Origin of the sequence: Serratia liquefaciens, assembly GCF_027594825.1 — a bacterium.
Taxonomy (GTDB): domain Bacteria; phylum Pseudomonadota; class Gammaproteobacteria; order Enterobacterales; family Enterobacteriaceae; genus Serratia; species Serratia liquefaciens_A.
Genome location: NZ_CP088930.1, coordinates 2,128,622 through 2,148,304, shown reverse-complemented (window position 1 = coordinate 2,148,304; position 19,683 = coordinate 2,128,622). Strand labels below are relative to the sequence as shown.

The window sequence follows — 19,683 nt, the reverse complement described above, 5'->3', positions numbered from 1 at the left end:
AGGCTGAGCATGCCCCTTGATAGGGATGCTTAAGATATTTTTAAATCCATATTCTTACATACAATGGAGTGTGATTATTATGGCAATAAAATTAGGTGCAATTTTTGCCGTTTTTTTATCAGTCACTGCTGTTTCTGGCTGTTCCGTGAACTTAACAAAATCTGTCGATGACTACACTGGAACGGATTTTTCCAGGATCAGAGTGAAAAACTACCTGCCACCGTTAACCTTTGAGGTTTATGAGAAATCAGGGCAGTGCTACAAGCTTGTAGATGCCAAGAGCTTAACTGCTGGTGTTAATATCATCGGTATCAAGTCGACCTACAACAAAAAACTGCCGGGCATGCTGCCGCCATCTTCAGAGATGCAGGGGAGGGATGCCATAGAGTATAAGATTAAAGCTAATCAGCATATTATGATTACTTATAAAGAAGAAACCTTTAGATCGCAATATAATCAAGTAATAGAGACGCGCTCATCCAGTTTCATTCCTGAAGTCGGTCACGATTATGACATTTACCCGGTTAATTCTGGTGTAAGGATTGTTGACCTGACCAGTAGCACCCATGCGCCAAAATCCTGGGGCAATGAAGATAAAGAGTGCAGCTATAAAACAGGCTTGTTGGGTGGACGAAATTACTATTGACGCGAAGCAGCTCGCAAGTTACCGGTACGACTAATTAATTATGATACTGAATTTGCTACGCTGTCATTTCATCTATCAATTGGGTTAGATAATGCAAAATTAATGATTTATGCCGCCAGTACGATATGGATAGTTATTTTTTTACCAATGTTGTTCCACTTACGATTAAGGAAGATTGCATGAAAAAGTTAATCATCTCCACTTTGGTTCTTTCCACTCTGGGCTTCGGCATGGCTGCCAATGCCGGGCAAAGTACCATCACTGCCGGTTATGCACAGAGCAAGGTGCAGGACTTCAAGAATATCAACGGCGTGAACGTTAAGTACCGTTACGAGTGGGATTCGCCAATCAGCGTTATCAGCTCATTTACCTATATGAGCGGTGACAAGGACGAGTCTTACAATGTCTATCGCGACAAGGTTAATAATCATGCCGAAGTTAAATATTACTCACTGTCCGTTGGTCCGGCATACCGTTTTAATCAATTTGTCAGCGTTTACGTGCTGCTGGGTTTGAATTATAACAAGGTGGATTACAAGTCCTCCTGGAGTAATTACGCATACAACACTTACGAATATATGGGTGAAGAGAGCGGTAACCAGAAGAAAACCTCCTTTATGTACGGTGTTGGTTTCCAGGTTAACCCGATGGAAAATCTGGCGGTAGATATCGGTTATGAAGGCTCCAAACTGGATGCCGGTGGTAAAAATCGCTCTATCAACGGTTTCAATATCGGCGTTGGCTATCGTTTCTGATAGTTGAACGCTTCCGGCCTCCCGATATCAAGAGGCCGGTAATCTTTACCCCATCTTCGGATAGACCCCCGGACCGATCGGCAGGCCGAGTGCGTACCACGCCAGCAACAGTAAAATCCACACGGCAAAGAACACCAGCGGATACGGCAGGATCAGCACGTAATAGGTGCCGAGCTGGGCGTCTTTGCGGTAACGCTGCAGGAAACCGAGGAACAGCGGCAGGAACGGCGACATCGGTGCCAGCGGCAGCACCGAGGAGTCGGCAATGCGGAAGATCATCTGCGCGAATGCCGGGTGGAAGCCGAGCAGCATAAACATCGGGACAAAGATCGGTGCCAGAATCGACCAGATGGCCGAACCGCTGGCGATAAACATGCACAGGAAGGCGGAGAGGAACATCAGACCGAGGAACGCCGGTGCGCCGCTCATGCCGGCGGCTTCCAGCATGTCGGTCAGGCCGATGGCCATAAACTTGCCCATGTTGCTCCAGTTAAAGAACGCCACGAACTGCGACAGCGGAAACACCATCACGATAAAGCCGGCCATGCTCTTCATCGGCTCTATCAGGTGGTGGGGAATATCGTCTGGCCGTCGGATCTGTTTGGTCACCACGCCGTAGGTAATACCGACGGTGAAAAAGAACAGGATGATGATCGGTACAATGCCTTTGATGAACGGCGAGGGGATCACCGAACCGGTTTTCGGATCGCGCAGCGGGGCGGCTTCCGGTACCACCAGCGCGGCGATAATGGCGATAAACACCAGTGCGGCAATGCCGCTCATCATCAGCCCACGGTTTTGTAGCGGGGTCAGCGCTTCAATTTTGTCTTCCGCGCTGCCGCGCCACTCCGGCAACCTGGGTTCAATAAACTTATCGGTCAGCAGTGCGCCGGCGATGGTCAGCACGATCACCGAGGTGGCCATAAAGTACCAGTTGTCGATCACGCTGACGTGAACGGTGGCGTCTACCGCTTTGGTGGCCTCGGTACTGATACCGGACAGCAGCACGTCGGTGGTGACGATCAGCAGGTTGGCGGTAAAGCCGGAAGCGACCCCGGCGATCGCGGCCAATAGCCCGGCAATGGGATGGCGGCCCACGGCAAGGAACATCAGTGCGCCGAGCGGCGGCATCACCACCAGCGCGGCATCCGATGAAATGTGGCTGAAGAAGGCGATAAACAGCACCATGTAACTGGCATAGCGTGCGCTAACGCGTGAGGCCATTTTATACATCAGCGCCTGCAACAGCCCGACTTTCTCTGCCAGCCCAGCGCCGATGACCAGTGCCAGAATGGCCCCCAGTGGCGCAAAGCTGCTGAAGTTATGGATGATGTTCGGGAAAATCCACTGCATGCCCGCTACGCTCATCAGGTTATTCACCTTGATCAGCTCGCCGGTGGCCGGGTTCTTCACCGCTACGTCCAGCCAGGAGAACAGCGCCGTGGCCAGCATTAAAACAACGATTAAATAGACGAACAGTAAAAATGGATTGGGGATTTTATTCCCGATGCGTTCTACCCAGTAAAAAACGCGACCGGGGCTTTTATTGACTGACGTTGTGGCCTCACTCATTGTCTTACCCTCTGTGTTTGTCCTGTTGTGTTTATTTTTTATTATTTGATTTATTTATAATTATTTTCACAGACCCGTGGGCGGGCCTGCGCAGTTCTGTCTTTATTTTAACGGCGAAGGGTTAACCCCTGGCGGGATTGGGCAACTGTACGGCTGTTCTGTGCGTTGGCGTTCGAACTCGCGGCGGCACTCCGCCAGCAGTGCGCTGTCGCTCAACAGGTCGATGGCGGTGGCCGCCATCACCTTGCCCGCCAGGCACATGCCCTTGTGCGCGATAGAGGTGCGGCCCTGCGCCACCAGTTGCCAGGTGTGCAGCGGAGTGCCGAGCGCAAAGCACGGGCTGAAGCACTGAGCGGTCGGCGTCACCCAACTGACGTCGCCGACGTCGGTGGAGCCGTACAGCAGATCTTCCGAGGCCACATAAGGCGCGACTTCATCCATCAGTACCTTGTCGCCCAGGTTTTGCACCCATTCACGGCCGGCCGCCCCGCCAGTCCGGGCGATGTTCAGCTTGGCATTACGCAGGTCGTCTTTGTTCAGCGTTTGGCGGATCTCGGTGGCGAAGCTGCGCTCCTCCTCGCTGTACTCCGGCAGACCGAAGCCACAGACGTGGCGATACATCACCTGCTCCAGGCTGCGGTTTGGCACATAGTTGGAGCAGGCCTTGTCGAAACGTACCGTCATTTGGGTGTCGGTCATTAGCGCTGCACCCTTGGCGATGTTGATCACTCGCTGGTAAATATCTTGCGCTTGATCGAGCTGCGGCGCGCGGATCAGATACAGCACTTCGGCGTCGGCTTGCACCACATTGGGCGAACTGCCGCCGGTATTGGTAACCGCATAGTGCAATCGCGCTTCCTGCACGATGTGCTCACGCAGGAAGTTGGCACCGGTGTTCATCAATGTCACGGCATCCAGCGCGCTGCGGCCAAGGTGGGGTGAGTTGGCGGCGTGCGCGGCGACCCCTTTGAACTGAAACGCTGCCTGAATATTGGCCAGGGTGCTGGTATTGAACATGCCGCTGAAGCCTTCAGGGTGCCAGGTGAGGGCGGCGTCGACGTCATCGAACAGCCCCTCGCGTACCATAAAGGTTTTGCCGGAACCGCCCTCTTCGCCAGGGCAGCCGTAGAAACGCACGGTGCCGGTCAGGCGCTGTTGCTGCATCCAGGCTTTTACCGCGAAGGCTCCCGCCAATGCGGCGGTGCCCAACAGGTTGTGACCACAGCCGTGGCCGTTCCCGTTTTCGACCAGCGGTTGTGGCGTGGCGCAGCCTGACCGTTGGCTTAATCCGGCAAGGGCGTCGTACTCGCCCAGCAGGGCGATCACCGGCTGGCCGCTGCCATAGCTGGCGATAAATGCGGTTTCAATGCCGCCGACGCCGCGTTCAAGCGTAAAACCTTCTTGCTCCAGCGCATCGGCCAGCAAATTGGCGGAATAGGTTTCGGTAAAGCGTGTTTCCGGGTGATCCCAGATGCTGTCGCTCAGTGCGCTAAAACGCGGCTGGTGTTGGTCAATGTAGTGATGGATAAACTTCAGCAGCTGTGGATGGCTCATGCTTGGCTCCCAAAAGTAGGCAGGTTAAGCGCCAGCGACGCCAGCGTTTTCACTGCCACCGCCATGACCTGTTCGTTAAAATCAAACTTCTCATTGTGGTGCCCGGCGCTCAGCTCGGTGCCGAAGATCACGTACGAGGCCTGTCCACCGTGCGATTTCACCCGTTCCATCATGTAGGTTGCGTCTTCTGAACCGGCGGCCTGCTCGCGGCGGTCGACCACCGAACTCAGTTCGGCAATGCCCTGCGCCTGTCGGTGAATGTAGTCCACCCACGGCTGGGTCGGTTTGCTGCTCTGCGCCGCGCCCATCAGTGCGATATCGCACTCAACGCCGTGCATTTTTGCCGCGCCCTCAATCACGTTAAGCGCCTGCTGGTAGACAAATTCGTTGATGGCATTGGTGGCGCCACGGGTTTCTACTTTCATAAATGCGTGGTCGGCGATCACATTACGACCGGTCCCTGCCTGCAGCACACCGACGTTGATGCGCGAGCTGCCTTCGCTGTGGCGTGGAATGGCGTACAGCCCCAGCGTGGCCTGTGCCGCCGCCAGCAGCGCATTGCGGCCATCTTCCGGTTTGGCCCCCGCATGGGCGGCCACGCCACGGTAGGTGACGTCGAGTTTGCTGGTCGCCATAAAGCTGTCGCTGCCGCACACCAGTTCGCCGGCCGGCACGCCGGTGCCGATATGCACCGCAGTGAAGAAATCAACGTCGTCCACTACGCCGGCTTCCACCATGGATTTTGCGCCACGGGTGCCCTCCTCTGCCGGTTGGAAAATCAGTTTGATGGTGCCGTTGAGCTGAGGCTCCAGGCTTTTGAAAACGTGTGCCAGCCCCAGGCCGATGGTGGTGTGGCCATCGTGACCGCATGCATGCATCATGCCGCTGTTGCAGGAGGCAAAACCTTCGCGAAACGGCAGGTGATCAGGCTGCAGCTTTTCGTTGAGATCGAGAGCGTCCATGTCAACGCGATAGGCGATCACCGGCCCGGGGCGGCCGGTGTCCAGCGTGGCGACAATACCGGCGAAGCCGCCGGAAAAATGTGGCAGCCATTTTTCCAGCGCGCCCTGTTCGCGGGCGCGCTGCTCCTGAGCCTGCAGAGCCTCGGCCGACGGTAACCCCATGCGGGCGTCGGCGTTAATCACTTCACGGCCCAGTTGCAGGCGGTAGCCCAGCCGATCCAGCTCTTCCGCCACCAGGGTAGCGGTACGGAACTCAAACCAGCCGGACTCGGCGTAACGGTGAAAGTCACGCCGCCAGGCCTGCAGCTGCGGGTACAGATCGGTCACCAACATCGAAAGCGGATTATTCATTTTGATATCTCATAAGTTATCGCGCCCAGGTAAATGCCGGGCAGCAGTGGTGCGCTGAACTGAAATCAGACGGTGAAGCTATTTAATGAAAAAAAGGCGTATTTAGTGACTAACTGCCGTGAATAGCGCTTATCGGCGCAGAAAATGCGCTTAATTAAGCGAAATAAGAATTTGGTTATATATTCTATTTTTTTCGAATGTACACAATGGAATCAGGCTAAATAAGATGCCAATATCTTGCTATTGATAAACAACGGTTATCGCCATTTTCCTATGCCAGCCTCAATAAAATTGCACCAATTACGTGCGTTTGTAGAAGTCAGTCGCCAGGGAAGCATCCGCGCCGCCAGCCGCACTTCACGCCTTTCCCAGCCTGCGTTAACCAAGTCTATTCAGGAGTTGGAGCAGGTGCTGGGGGCCAAGCTGTTTATCCGCCGCAGCCAGGGCGTGGTGCTGACCGACTGCGGCGATAACTTTTTCCAGCATGCCAGCCTGATCCTCGAAGAGCTGCGGGTGGCGCAGGAGGATATTCAGCAACGGCTGGGGCTGGCGGGTGGTTCGGTGAATATCGGCGTAGGCGGCAGCATTGCGCGCACCGTCATGCCGCAGGTGATCACCCAGTTTCATCGTGAATACCCGAAGGTCAAAGTACGGATTGTCGAAGGACAGCTGGTATCGATGATCCCGGAGCTGCGCCAGGGCGAACTGGATTTTACCGTCAATACTTATTACCCCAGCAGCCTGGACAATGAATTACAGTACGAACGGCTGATGGAAAAAGAGTACAGAGTGGTGGTGCGCAAGGGGCATCCGATGGAAGGAGCGACGTCCCTGAAACAGCTGCAGCACTGCGACTGGACCATGCCGACGCCCAAAGGCAGCTACTACCGTCTGCTGCACGATTTGTTCGGGGATTTGGGAATGGCGCCGTCAATCAGCGTGACCTGCGAGACGTTTATGGCCTGCACCAGCCTGGTGGCGCAAAGTGATTTCGTCAGTATTTTATCGGTAGATGTGATCTCTGATCCAATACTGGGTAAGCATCTGGTACCGCTGGCACTGGAAGAAAGCTTACCTAAGGCGACGTTTTATCTGATTCAGCGTAAGGACACCACGCTGACGCCGATGGGCGCACACCTGGCGCGCCTGTTTCGTTTGCACTGTCGCTGAGATCAGCGCCCCCCGAAGAGGGCGCTGATGATTAGAACGCCACGGAACCCTGCACGAAGAAGGTGCGCGGTTCACCGACGTATTTGCCGAAGTTGTTGTCGTTAGAGCGGGTGAAGTAGCGCTGATCGAACAGGTTTTTCACCCCGGCACCCAGCGTCAGGTTCGACAGCTGCGGCCCGAAGTTATACTCCCCGCGCATATTCCACACCATATACCCGGCGATGTTGCCAAACTGGCCGTCGGCGCTTTCCTGCGTGATGTAATCCGGCCCGGTGCCCGGCGAGTGCTGCCTGGACTGGGCATAGCTGTCCAGATTCCACACCCAACTGCCGGTGGCGTAGCGGGTGCCGACGGTATACACCTGGCGAGAATAGAACGGCAGATCCTTACCGGCGAAGTCGCCCTTGTCGGTGCTGGCTTTGGTATAGGTGTAGCTGGTGTAGACGCTTACGCCATCCAGCGCGCGGTTCAGTTCGCTGAGATCGTAGCTGAGCGCCAGCTCGATACCCTTGTGCTTGGTGGCGCCCATGCTGGTCCAGCCGACGTCGTTGCTGATGTACTGCAGCTGGTTATCGAAATCGATATAGAACAGCGTGGCTTCGGCTTTGACGATGGTGTCGTCGTAACGGGTACCGAACTCATAGGTATGGGCTTTTTCCGCCGTCAGGCCCGGTGCGGGTTGGTTGCCGTTGCCGCCCTTGGTCAACTGGAAGTACTGCATGCTGCCGAACGAGGTGTTGGCGTTGGCGAACAGCTTCCAGGCGTCGGACATGTGGTACATGACATTCAGTGACGGCAGCGGTTCGCTGTAGCTCTTCTCGCGGCTGATATTGTTGAACGAATCGTCTACATGGGTGCGGATGCTTTCATAGCGCAGGCCCGGCGTAACCGTCCAGTTGCCGACGTTGATGGTGTCGTCTATGTACAGTGCGTGGGCTGCGGTGCCGCCGGAGGTGTGCTGATAGTAATCCGGCGTTTCCGGCGTAGAACCGATATCTGCCGGGTTGTACCAGGCAGAACGGGACGCTTTTTCATCCATGGTTTCGTTCAGGTAGCGGTAACCGAGGGTGATCTCGTGCGCCATGTCCCAGAAACGGAAGACCTGCGAGTAGCTGGGTTCAATCGCCCAGGTGGAGTAGTGGCGTGGGTAAGACACCATACGCTTCATCCCGGCGTTTTTACCGGTGCCTTCCGATTCGATGCTGCTGCCGCGATAGCTGTCGGTGAAATAGGTCAGCACTTCGAACTGCTTGTCGTCTTCCTGGTGCTTATATTTGAACGACATGTCCTTGCGGCGGCCTTCGAACTGATCCCATGGGCGGGTCGACTGGAACGGGTTTTGCGCATACTGCGCGCTGCTCAGCCCGCCCGGCATGCCGGATTTTGCGTCGTAATAGTGGAAATTGGCCAGTAACTCATCGCGATCGGTAAACGCATAGCGCGTTTTCAGCATGAAATCGTCGATGTCGGTATTGTCGTTGTTGTCGCGATAGCCCTGGCCGTGCAGGCCGGAATACAGCAGTTCTGCGCCGAAGCCGTTGTCGGCGGTGCCGCCGAGCGAGGTGCTGGTCAGGGTTTTCAGGCCGCCGTGGCTGGCGCCCTGGGTCTGGACGCTGGCCGCGCCGCCGAAGGTTTTTGGGATGTCCTTGGTGACGAAGTTAATTACGCCGCCGACGTTTTGCGGTCCGTAACGCACCGCGCCACCGCCGCGCACCACGTCAACCGATTGCAGGCTGCCAATCGACAGCGGTGCCATCGACAGCTGCGGCTGGCCGTAAGGCGCGACCGCCAAGGGGACTCCGTCCATTAAAATGGTGGAACGAGGGGAAAGGCGAGAAGTCAGGCCGCGCACGCCGACGTTGAGCGAAATGTCGCTGCCGCCGGTACCGTTGCTGTCGCGCACCTGCACGCCAGGCACGCCGCGCAGGGTATCGGCAATGGTCTGGTCGCCTTGTTCATGCATTTGTTGTTCGGTCACGATGGAACGTGCGCCGGGGTGGTTGAGCAACACCGAACTGGTATCCGGGTTATCCAGCCAGTTGCCGACGACGGTAATAGTGTCGGCAGGCGCATCATTTTGAGATTTATTATCAGCAGCAAGGACTGGCAGCGCCATGGCAACGGAAGCCGCCAACAGCGAAAGACGAAAAAGAATTGACATAATAATGCCTTAAAAGTTTCGAACCCGGATGTGTTTTTTTAGAAACGACAATCTTAATGATAATTATTGGCAAGTAAATAGCTTTGTTGCGGAATAATTCAACCGGTAAGCAAGTGGCGGGGAAAGGTGTCGGAGCCCGGCTGGCGGGCCCCGAGCGGGGGATTATTTTGCGGTGACCCAAAACACGCCGCTGTAATCCAGCGCGGTGAATTTATGGTGCACCATTTCAATATCCGCTTGCGGATCAATATCTTTAAATAAGTCCGGGTGCAGGAGTTTGGCGATGGCCTCGACCGCAATAAAATTCAGCGGCGTGTCATAGAACTGGTGGTAGATCGCCATCACGCGTTTTTCCTTGACCGCCTTCAGCACGTTCAGCCCGGTGCGGTTCATCAATACCGCCAGCTTTTTCTCTGTGATGGCCGTATCGGTGGCATAGCCCAAGGGAACCGCCAATGTACCTTTATGACCTCGGCTCCAGTCGGCGCCGGTCATCAGATAGAAATCCGGGTTGCTGGCGATCATCTGTTCCACGTTCACCTCACCGCCCATTTCCGGGAACAGTTTGCTGCCGATGTTGTTGCCGCCGGCGGTATCGATAAACTGGCCAAAGCTGCCCTTGCCGAAGGTGTTGCAGCACTGCTCGCCTTTCATGCCGGCGCTGCGTTCGATAAACACGCTGGGGCGCTGATCCGGCTTCAGTGTAGCCACCCGCTGACGTACCAGATCCAGACGTTGCTGGTAGAGCTGGATAAAGGCGTCGGCATTTTGCTGCTCGTCAAACACCTTGCCCAACAGTTGCATGCTGGCGACGGTGTTGGTCAGCGGCTGCTGACGAAAGTCGATAATCAGTACCGGGATGCCGATTTTTTCCAACTGGGCCAGCACGCCGCTGTCCTTCAGCTTGCCCAGCAGGCCGATGTCGAAAATGATCAGATCCGGCTTGCGGACAACGGCGCTTTCTACGCTGAAATCGCTGACGTAAGGGTTATCGAAGGTGGGGATCTGCATCACCTGCGGGAATTTTTTCGCGTAGGCCTCCACCAGATCCGGTGCCTTCACCTTCAGCGAGTTATCCCAGGCGATGATATTTTTCAACGGCTCCTGCGGATGCAGGATATTCAGTGCCAGCAGCGCGCGGGCATCGGCCAGGATCACCCGCTGGGCGGGCTGCTGCAGGGTGACTTCTCGACCCGCGACATCGGTCACGACGATCGGTGCGGCCTGTACGGCGCTGACCATCAGCAGGGCGCAGGCGGCCAGCCAACGGCTGGCTTTGGCAATAAGAACGGCAGGCATGGAGATCCTTGGGCATCGGGTGTTGAATAAAGAGGCTAATGATAATCCATATCCTTTCGCTTTTTGAACACCCCCGTGCGGATATCTTAGGCTTTGCCCATCAGCGGATCGCTGACGCTGTGCTCACCGGTCTCCAGCCGTCCTGCCAACCGGCGCTGCCAGTCGCCGGAACCCTGCAATGAAATATCATACCAACCTCCGCTGACCCTGGCGTCAAAGGCGTGCTGGTGGCGTCCTCCCGCCGGCAGCTCAATCGACCAGGGGCCGTTTTGCGTATAAGGGCAGCGGGCGATAGTCACGGTTATAGCCTGGCGGGTGGGGTTAGTGAGCGTTAATGACAGCTGGTCGCCTTGTGGCGTCAGCCGGACTTCCGGCTGCGGTTGCCCAATAGCGCCGCGCAGCTCACGATGGAAGCCGTTCGGGCCCAGCAGCCACAGGTGGTACTCGTCCGCCACGGACCAGTTATCACTGAGCGCTTTGCCGGCCTCGACGGTATAGCGACGTGGGATCTGATTCAGATCCAACCGATCGTAAACGTGAAATACCGCCCCTTGCGCACCGGTGTTGTACAGGTTGAGCGTCAGTAATTGCTGGCTGGGATAGAGGGTTTCTTCAACATGCAATTGGTAAGGCAGGGCGCGTGAAGGGCGTGCCAGCCGCGCCTGATGCGGCAACTGTTGTTTGTCCGCGGCCGGCAGAGGCACCTGCGGCAATTGCTCCTGCCGCTGGCGCAGGCTGTCGGCGGAATGGCGGCTGGTGACGGGCAGGTTGGGCAAGGTTTCCCCGTTGGGATCGACAAAGTTAAAGGCCGAAGTGAGATCGCCACATACCGCGCGTCGCCAGGCGCTGATATTGGGTTCATGCACCTTGAAGCGTTTCTCCAGAAATTGCAGCACCGAAGTGTGGTCGAACACCTGCGAATTGACCCAGCCACCGCGGCTCCAGGGCGACAGCACCAGCATGGGCACTCGGGGGCCGGGGCCGTAGATGCGGCCGTCCGGCGGCGGCTGTTCCTGTGAACCTGGCGGGGCGACATGCTGGAAGATTTCACTGTCGAACGGCACCGTCGATTTACCGGCGAAGCTGCCATCTTCACGCAGCGACGGCGCGGAGGGCGACGGCATATGATCGAAGAAGCCATCATTTTCATCATAATTGACCAGCAGCACGGTTTTGCTCCACACCTCGGGGTTCTCCGTCAGCGCGTTGAGGATCTCCTGGGTAAACCACCCCCCCTGCACCGGGCTGGAAGGCCCAGGGTGTTCCGAGTAGGCCGCCGGGGCGATGACCCAGCTTACCTGCGGTAATTTGCCCTGCTGCACGTCGGCGCGGAAACCGGCCAGCATGGCCTCTAAATCGTTGCCGTCCGCCGCCGGCAGCGTATTGCCATTGCCTTTGTATAACGGCGCTTCGGCGTTCAGCTCGTCGCGGTAGGGGACAAAGGCAGTAAAGTCCTTCGGCGGCTGCGCCGGATTGCCCACTTTCACGCTGGCCGCACGGTACTGACGGAACCCCGCCAAAGGGTTGTCAGTGAAGTTATCCGGTAAAAACTGGTAGACCTTCCAACTGACGCCGCTGGCTTCCAGCCGTTCCGGATAGGTTTGCCATTGGTAACCCACGTCGGATGGGCCTAGGCTGTCCCATTCGTTGACCACTACGGCGACCCCGGCCGCCGTCGGGCCGTTAGTGCCGGTCCAGTGGAACAAGCGATTGGTGTTAGTGCCGGCGTGGATCGAGCAATGATAGGCGTCGCACAGAGTGAAGGTTTCGGCGAGGGCAAACTGGAAGGGCAATTCGTGCCGACGGTAATAGCCCATCGAAGTCGGCGTTTTGTAGGTCGGCCAGGCGCTCATGCGGCCGCTGTCCCAGGCGGATTGCTCATCCACCCACGAGTGCGGCGTACCGCTTACCCGTTGGGCATTGCCGCGTTTGCTGTCCAGGTGGTAAGGCAGCACCAGCCGATCTTCCCCTTGCTGTTGCCAGACGTGACGGTTGTCGGGCAAAGGAATGGTTATGCGATCGCTAAAGCCGCGTACGCCGGGCAGCGTGCCGAAGTAATGATCGAAGGAGCGGTTTTCCTGCATCAGGATCACCACGTGTTCGACATCGTTGATCGTGCCGGTGCGGTTATTGGCTGGGATCGCCAAGGCTTTGCGGATCGAGGCGGGTAACAGTGAAAAAGCCGATCCGATGGCGGCAGCCCGCAGTATTTCTCTGCGCGAAAAGTCAGGCATGCGTCGTTAAACTCCCTGAGGTTTGTTTTGAAGATAGTTGCTAACGACGGTAATGGCGAAAAATAACAAGGAGATGAACAGGGGAAAAATAATGCCCCGCAGGGGGCATTGAGACAGCTGACAAACATATAATGTTTGTCAGCTGGCGTTAAAGGTTTTGAAAATAAATCAGGAAAATCAATTTATTGATTTTCGGCTGGCAACACACAAAGGGGGAAAAACCACGCTTTTATCCCCCTTTGTCAACAACCTGAATGCCCCGCATGGGGGCATTGATGGGGAAGCTTATTGTCGGATCAGACGACCGAGAGTGGGGGCCGTTTCGAAGTCGCTGCGGAACGGGTTGATGTCCAGGCCGCCGCGGCGGGTATAGCGGGCGAAAACGCTGAGCTTTTCCGGTCGGCAGCTTTGCTTGATGTCGTTGAAAATGCGCTCGACACACTGCTCGTGGAACTCGTTATGCTGGCGGAAGGAGATCAGGTAGCGCAGCAGGCGCTCGCGATCGATTTTCCGGCCCTGATAGTGGATCACCACGCTGCCCCAGTCCGGCTGGTTGGTGACCAGACAGTTGGATTTCAGCAGGTTGGACGACAGGGTTTCGGTCACGATGTCCCCCTGTTGGTCTGCCGCGCCGTGCAGATATTCCGGCTTAAAGTCGAAATTATCCACGGCAATGTCCAGATCGTCGATATTGATGCCCGGCAGGCTGTCGATCTGCGGCGAATACCCGTCCAGCCCCGGATAGAGCTTAACCCCAACCTGGCCGTTTGCCGCTTGCGACAGGTCTTTTTGCATCGCGGCACTCACCTGTTCCACGCTGTCGAAGCGCGTCTGGTTAAAGCTGTTGAGATAAAGCTTGAATGACTTGGACTCGATCAGGTTGGTGGAAGAGTGGGGCAGGGTGAATTCGCCAATGCCCACCACCGGCTTGCCTTTGGCGTTGAGCCAGGAAAGCTCGAAAGCGGTCCACAGATCAAAACCGCTGAACGGCAGATTTTGTTCATCTACACCGATCAGATCCCGACCGCGGGAGCGTGGCAGGGCCTCGAGCAATTCGGGAGCGTACTGGTCCGGATAATCGGAGTTTGCGCCAAGATGGGTGATTTTATCTTGTTTTTTGATATGCATATTCATTGCTCCTTGCATGATCGGTATTGATATAGCGGTTAAACAGGCTGCGAGCGGCGTAAATCGGCCCGACACCCACCAGGGCGTAGACCACCTTGATCAAGAACTGTGACAGGATCATGGTCTTGATGATATCCCAGCTCAGGACGTTGTAGAACGCCAGCGTACAAAACACCACGCTGTCGATGGCCGAGGCGACTACGGTACTGGTGATCACGCGCACAAACAGGTAGCGGGAGTTGGTCAGCTCTTTGATTTTGCACAGCAGGTAAGAGTTGACGTTCTCGGAGATTAAATAGGCCGCAGACGACGCCACCAGGACCGCCATGATGCTGTGGACGATGCCGTCATAGGTCTTGCTGAATTCCCACTGCGGAATACTTGGCACCAGCGTGGTGACCCAGACGCCCAGCACGAAAATCAGGTTTGCCATAAACGAGATGATGATGGTGCGCCTGGCCAGCCGCAGCCCGTAAAACTCGTTCAGAATATCCACCAGGATAAAGGTGAGGGGGTAAATAAAAATTGCCGGGGGAGTGATGAGGTTCAATGCGGGAATTTGAATCGGTTTGACGCCACACAGGGTTGAGAAGATATAAATCACGCTGAGTGCGACGGTGATGATCAGGTAGGCGTACCACGATCGTTCATGGCGATCGCTGAGCTCATAGGCGGTTTGCTGCTGATTGTTACCGTAGATTTTGCGGTACAGCGCCTGCAGCTCATGGCGGCTCAGATCTTCCGATATTTCGCTGTCGGCCAGCTCATTGAGCCCCATGGTGATGGTTTTGCCGGTGGCCAATATCATGACATTGGCGGCCAGGGTGCCATGCCGGGTAAAGCCCAATAGCTTGAACTTTTGATTCGGTTCCATTTATAGCCGTTCTCCAAAGATATAACCCAGGAATTGCACGGTATCCTGATGATTTTTTTCCATGCAGTAATCTTCTTTGTCGTTAACCACAAAGAAGCCGTTTTTTCCCGAGTGATACAATAAAGGCGAATCGCAAACCAGCACCGGCGGGCGTTTTATAATAATGACCTCGCCTGGAATAAATGAACCTTTTATTTCGGTCTCTATTTTCATTGCTACCATATTTGACTCATCCCCGAAGAAATAAGTCAAAGGAAACTCCGTCACCAGTTGGCCGACTTTCCAACCGGCAACCGCTAAAAAACGCGACTGAGGAATTACGGGGACTGCGGAAGGGTTTTTATTGCCTTCGGTAGAAAGCGTTTCGTTCAGCAGTTCCAGTTTTGCCAGATCATAATCTTCGATCTCTTCACAGGAAACGCCAAAGAAATCTGAAATCCGGTTGACGGTGGCCTGTTGCACGTTGTTGACCCGGCCGTCGAGAATTTTATAGATGGTGGTACGCGTCAGGCCTGTGCGGTTAGAGAAGGATGCTTTAGTTTCGCCCCGGGTGCGCATCAGATATTCAATATTCTTAATGATGTTGATTTTGCGCTGCGCGTTAGTGGTCTTCATAAGCATTCCTTACAATATTCTGGCCGGCATTACTATATCGCACGCGCCAACATTGTCCAGAACTGACGCTGAGAAGCTGGGGGTAACCGGCTGATTAATCATTGAAAATGGGTTTTTATACGTCATGCATCATGCCAAATGATGCTTTTATCATGATGAGATAAATGTGAAATTAAAGTAATTAAATATAAATCAATTGCTTAGACGAAGAACACTTCAAAAGTGGACACAAAAGTGGGTTTTGTGTCTACTTTTGTGTTGACCGCGGTGGTTTGCGTGAGCTACTGTTCATCCACACTGAAGTGTTTCTTGACGGTCAAAACGGTTAATTAACGATTGTCTGACAACTTCTATAATAAAAAGCTCAGGGAGGGAGGCGTTTCCATTCTCTGGGTATTAAAGGATGTTTTAGCTACCGACACCAGGGATCCCCACTACGTCTTCAGTTTTAGCACCGCAGTAAAAAAACCGCTTTCGTATTGATGCCAGTCGGCTTTTAGCCGACCGATATCAATTTGTTGCGCCTAAAAGAGGCTGCGGCAATATCACCGAACACCCTTCATGTTCCGATTATCCCCACTTCCCAGAGCGGGAGAGCAGGGATATCAATCAGCTTTGCGCCTGCGCCGGCTTCTGGGAACGGCTCATGGCCAACTTGAACACCCAATATAACAGGCTGGCGGCCAGCAGTGAGTTGATGGTCGGCACGCCCCACTCGGTTACCAACCCGACGATGCTGCCGACGATGCTGGCAATGATCGCCGCCCAGCCGATGGTCGGCGTCTGGTCCGGCAATTTCCCTTCCCGGCGGCTCTCGTCGAGAATTTTACGGTGGGTGCGCAGCAGATAATAATCCACCAGCATGACGCCGATAATCGGCGGGAACACCACGCCAAGCACCGTCAGGAAGTCGACGAAGCGGTCCAGGATCCCCAGCACCGACAGCGTGGTGCCCAGTACGCCGATCACCAACGTGGTGGCGGTGTACTTCAGTCTTTTGCCCGTCATGCCTTCGACGGCGTTAACGATGCCGAGCGAGGAGGAATACAGGTTTAGGTCGTTAACCCTGAGGGTGGAGAACACCACCACCAGCAGGCCTGCGCCACCGGCGACCTGTGACATGATGGTGACCACATCCGCCGTGCCCAAGGTTTTGGCGATCAGTATCGCCAGGCCGTTAACCACGAATTCCCCGGCAATAATGGTAAAAATGGTTACGCCGAAAACATGCTTGCCGTTCTTGGAGTAGCGCGTCAAATCGGGGGTCATCAGGCTGGCGACAATCGCACCCCCGACCACGATAGTGATACCGGCGCTGATCGACAGAGGTTCACCCGGCGGTACCAATTGAATAATTTCAGGCAGATTGTGGCCGGTGAGGGTGATGATGGAGATATAGGCCACCAGCATAATAAACATCGGTACCGCAATCCTGGCGGCGATGCGCAGCGCTTTGAAGCCGAAGGCCACCAGAATGGTCAGCAGGGTGCCGGACAGGCCGGCCGCCAGGCCAAAGCCCAGCTTGTTCCCCAGAGCAAAATCCAGCGACTTGGCGAAGATGGCGTTTTGAATGCCAAACCAGCCCAGCAGGCTGACGGCGACCACCACCCCGATCAACACCGAGCCCAGCCGACCAAAGCCGCACCAACGGGCCAGCAGGCTGCCGGAGATCCCTTCACGCATGCCCGCCAGGCCAAGGCCATAGGTCACTACGCCAAAAATCAGGCTGCCGATGAAAATGGCGGTAAATGCATCGAGCAGCGTCATGGAATGGCCCAATACGGCACCCAGCATAAACTGATCCAGTGCGGTCAACATGCCCATATGCACTATGGCCACGCTTAGAAACGAGACTCTTTTATCCTGAGGTACCCGGGTTAACGGGTAGTCTTCGATTTTGATCACGGTGAGGTATTCCTTGCTATTTAAATAAACTGGATGCCTTTAGCTATCAGGCGATCGGGAATGTAGCTGTCCAGCCGCGCATATTTGCAAAACTCCTCAAACTGCTGCTGTGTGTGGACATCAGATTTCTGATAAATGTTATATATTCTATTTTCTATGGTCTTATTGCTGATATTATATATTTTGGCGATTTCTTTCACCGACAGCCGTTGCAGCATTAAAAATATAACGTCAAGCTCAGCCCGGGTAAAAATGGTGCTGTTGGTTTCGGTAGTCAGTACGCTGGGTTTTTGATGGTTGATATAATTAAGCGGGGATAAGGTGTTAAGCGGTTTGGCATTCCACATTACCCCGAAGACTTCTTTCTTATCGTTGTAGATAGGCAGTTTTTCGCTGATAAACGGCGTCAGGCTGTCTTTCCCGTACCAATAATGCGTTTCTATTACGGCAACCCGATCTCGCGAGATTTCGGTCATTTTGTCATGTTCTACAAAATCGGCCGCAGATTCGGCCCAGTCGGCGGGGAACTCGTCGTCTCGCTTACCGGCTATATCAAAGCTCAATGGCGTGTTGGTATAGAGGTAGGCGGCCCGGTTCATGTAAAGATGACGGGATGCCAGGTCCTTAATGCCCCAGGGCTCACTTAAGTGCTCCATCATGGCAATCAGGCCTTTCAAATAGAATTCATTACTTTTATCGGGCGAATCCATTCTGACCTCACCGACTGAAATTGGGTTAAATCTTTTTCGCCAGGTAGTGACGCGTATGCTGTTTGGCATAGTCGCCTAAGTTGCCGTAAACCTGATAGCCCAATTTTTCATAAAAGCCTCGGGCCTGAAAATCGAAAGTATCGACATAAGCCATGTGGCAACCGCGTTTCTTGGCTTCTTCTTCGGCCTGTACCATCAGTTGACGGCCGTAACCGCTTTTACGGTATTGATCGCTGACCCAAAGATACTGCACTTCAAGCCCGCCCCACCAGGTTCTGGCTACCAGGCCGGCGACGATTGCGCCTTCGTCATCGGTCACGGTCAGGAATAAAGGGTGGATGTCCACGGGCTCGATTTTGGCGTTATGGGCCCAAAGACTGTCAATCACAAACTCTTCGTCTTTCGGATTTGGCTGGTCGGTAATATTGATATTCATCGTTATAATATAATTCCCTGTGATAATTATTTGGCAGTGCAATCAAACTGAGGCTGCCCCAACCGGTTTAACTATCACTTTTCATAATGTATTACAAGGGTGGTTTTCACCCGTTCCCGTGATGTGCTCAAGCGTTTATATTAGCTGCGACAGGGCCAGAAAATAACGTAATACGCGGTAATAAATAGCCTTTGGTCCTGCTCAGTCAATCTATTCCTATTGTGCCTCACCAGGGCCCCATCCAGGGAATACATTAGTTATTCAGGCTCCACCGGTAGAGCAAGCTAACTTGCCAAAGGGGAGCCGCCGCGTTTCGCATTCCCCCAACCTCAGCACGTTATTGACCTGCAGCATTGTCTTTGGCTATGCCTTCCAAAGCTGGCTTTATGGCTGCGCTGAGCATAGCCCCATGGTCCAGGCCAGGCCACTCCCGGTAGTCAACCTTAAGCCCGTCGAGAGTTGCCAGCCGTTTGGTCAGGCTCTGAGCCGCGTCTGCGGGTAACTGACTCTGCCTGATAATCGGCGGTGCTTCACGCATTTTTTCCGCTCCGCCGATCCACAGCTGCAGATGGGCAGACAAAGGCGGATGTCGGTCAATAACCCGCTGTGCTTCTTGCAGGATAAACCCTTTCCCCCACCACAGCGAAGGTTCTACGGCGATGTAATTCTGGAATGCGGCTGGCTGAGTTAACAAAGTATGCAAGACGAAGAGGCCGCCGTAAGAGTGACCCCACAGCGTTTGTTGCTGCGGGTTAACAGTAACCTTAGCGGCAACGGCAGGTTTCACCTGGGTTTCGATCAGTTTCAGGAAAGCGTCCGCGCCGCCATTGGGCTGCTTTCCAGCATCCTGCTGCGAAGCCGGCGTGTAGTCGTAACTGCGGCCCCTGGAGTCGATGCGCAGATCGTTGTCATAGCTGAGCAGCACCAGCACCGGCGGCTGTTTTTGTACGGCAAGCTGAGCCAGCAAATGGGCATTCAGCTCCATTAATACCGCGTTACCGTCCAGAAAGTAGATCACCGGATAGCCGGTAGACGGTGGGGCAATGCGTGGCTGCGCTATGCGGATACGGTAACGACGCTGGCCGTCTGCGGAAGTGAGCCGCAGATCGCTGAATTGATAATCAGGTGATGGGCTATCGGCAACGGTAGCGCCAATGGTACGTTCCAGATCGGGCCTGGCCTGTACCAGCACTGGGGTGGCAACGCCGATAATCAGTGCGATAACAAGGGTTAGAAAGCGACGATAAGACGATGGCATGCTGGATTCTGTTTATCGAGAAAAGGCGATATTAGCATTTATGCCGGAAAGCA

Annotated in this window: 16 protein-coding genes; 3 read left to right on the top strand and 13 right to left on the bottom strand. The window is 54.8% G+C overall.

Annotation, left to right across the window (positions count from 1 at the left end):
* Positions 1-79: 79 nt before the first annotated feature.
* Together LQ945_RS09765 and LQ945_RS09760 are read left to right on the top strand one after the other, a co-directional pair.
* Positions 80-646, top strand: coding sequence for a hypothetical protein (locus LQ945_RS09765; protein WP_269934168.1), 567 nt, complete (start codon positions 80-82; stop codon positions 644-646).
* Between the two features lie 179 nt (positions 647-825).
* On the top strand, positions 826-1,401 hold the full coding sequence (locus LQ945_RS09760) for an Ail/Lom family outer membrane beta-barrel protein (RefSeq protein WP_270102793.1): 576 nt from the start codon (positions 826-828) through the stop codon (positions 1,399-1,401).
* A 45-nt stretch (positions 1,402-1,446) separates the two neighbouring features.
* On the opposite strand, the gene abgT is transcribed toward LQ945_RS09760, so the two are convergent.
* The 3 genes from abgT to LQ945_RS09745 all read right to left on the bottom strand — a co-directional run bounded on the left by abgT (position 1,447) and on the right by LQ945_RS09745 (position 5,840).
* Complete coding sequence (gene abgT, locus LQ945_RS09755; protein ID WP_044553459.1) at positions 1,447-2,973, bottom strand: p-aminobenzoyl-glutamate transporter; 1,527 nt, start codon at positions 2,971-2,973, stop codon at positions 1,447-1,449.
* A 102-nt stretch (positions 2,974-3,075) separates the two neighbouring features.
* Entirely contained in the window at positions 3,076-4,527 is a 1,452-nt protein-coding gene (locus LQ945_RS09750; RefSeq protein ID WP_270102792.1) for a M20 family metallopeptidase, read from the bottom strand.
* Positions 4,524-5,840 (bottom strand): M20 family metallo-hydrolase, encoded by a 1,317-nt coding sequence (locus LQ945_RS09745; protein ID WP_020828628.1) that lies wholly within the window; start codon positions 5,838-5,840, stop codon positions 4,524-4,526. Before LQ945_RS09745 ends, LQ945_RS09750 begins: the two co-directional genes overlap by 4 nt.
* A gap of 273 nt (positions 5,841-6,113) precedes the next feature.
* Here LQ945_RS09745 and LQ945_RS09740 point away from each other — a divergent pair, with 273 nt between their 5' ends.
* Positions 6,114-7,010 (top strand): LysR family transcriptional regulator, encoded by an 897-nt coding sequence (locus tag LQ945_RS09740; protein ID WP_270102791.1) that lies wholly within the window; start codon positions 6,114-6,116, stop codon positions 7,008-7,010.
* Positions 7,011-7,041: 31 nt separating this feature from the next.
* On the opposite strand, the gene LQ945_RS09735 is transcribed toward LQ945_RS09740, so the two are convergent.
* The 10 genes from LQ945_RS09735 to LQ945_RS09690 all read right to left on the bottom strand — a co-directional run bounded on the left by LQ945_RS09735 (position 7,042) and on the right by LQ945_RS09690 (position 19,630).
* Positions 7,042-9,171: a TonB-dependent receptor family protein gene (locus tag LQ945_RS09735; protein WP_270102790.1), complete on the bottom strand. Its 2,130-nt coding sequence runs from the start codon at positions 9,169-9,171 to the stop codon at positions 7,042-7,044.
* Between the two features lie 162 nt (positions 9,172-9,333).
* Positions 9,334-10,413, bottom strand: a complete 1,080-nt coding sequence (locus LQ945_RS09730) for an ABC transporter substrate-binding protein (protein ID WP_420136186.1) — start codon at positions 10,411-10,413, stop codon at positions 9,334-9,336.
* A gap of 143 nt (positions 10,414-10,556) precedes the next feature.
* Complete coding sequence (locus LQ945_RS09725) at positions 10,557-12,704, bottom strand: phosphocholine-specific phospholipase C (RefSeq protein ID WP_270102788.1); 2,148 nt, start codon at positions 12,702-12,704, stop codon at positions 10,557-10,559.
* Between the two features lie 285 nt (positions 12,705-12,989).
* Entirely contained in the window at positions 12,990-13,832 is an 843-nt protein-coding gene (queF, locus tag LQ945_RS09720; protein WP_270102787.1) for an NADPH-dependent 7-cyano-7-deazaguanine reductase QueF, read from the bottom strand.
* Entirely contained in the window at positions 13,810-14,706 is an 897-nt protein-coding gene (locus tag LQ945_RS09715) for a queuosine precursor transporter (RefSeq protein WP_020828622.1), read from the bottom strand. The genes queF and LQ945_RS09715 overlap by 23 nt, the downstream gene beginning before the upstream one ends.
* Complete coding sequence (locus LQ945_RS09710) at positions 14,707-15,321, bottom strand: helix-turn-helix domain-containing protein (RefSeq protein WP_020828621.1); 615 nt, start codon at positions 15,319-15,321, stop codon at positions 14,707-14,709.
* A 609-nt stretch (positions 15,322-15,930) separates the two neighbouring features.
* A complete protein-coding gene (locus LQ945_RS09705) occupies positions 15,931-17,226 on the bottom strand; it encodes a cytosine permease (protein WP_262242453.1) in 1,296 nt (431 codons plus the stop codon).
* Between the two features lie 20 nt (positions 17,227-17,246).
* Positions 17,247-17,936, bottom strand: coding sequence for a helix-turn-helix transcriptional regulator (locus tag LQ945_RS09700; protein ID WP_044553451.1), 690 nt, complete (start codon positions 17,934-17,936; stop codon positions 17,247-17,249).
* Between the two features lie 25 nt (positions 17,937-17,961).
* A complete protein-coding gene (locus LQ945_RS09695) occupies positions 17,962-18,372 on the bottom strand; it encodes a GNAT family N-acetyltransferase (RefSeq protein ID WP_044553450.1) in 411 nt (136 codons plus the stop codon).
* Positions 18,373-18,709: 337 nt separating this feature from the next.
* Positions 18,710-19,630, bottom strand: coding sequence for an alpha/beta hydrolase (locus LQ945_RS09690; RefSeq protein ID WP_270102786.1), 921 nt, complete (start codon positions 19,628-19,630; stop codon positions 18,710-18,712).
* Between the last annotated feature and the right edge of the window lie 53 nt (positions 19,631-19,683).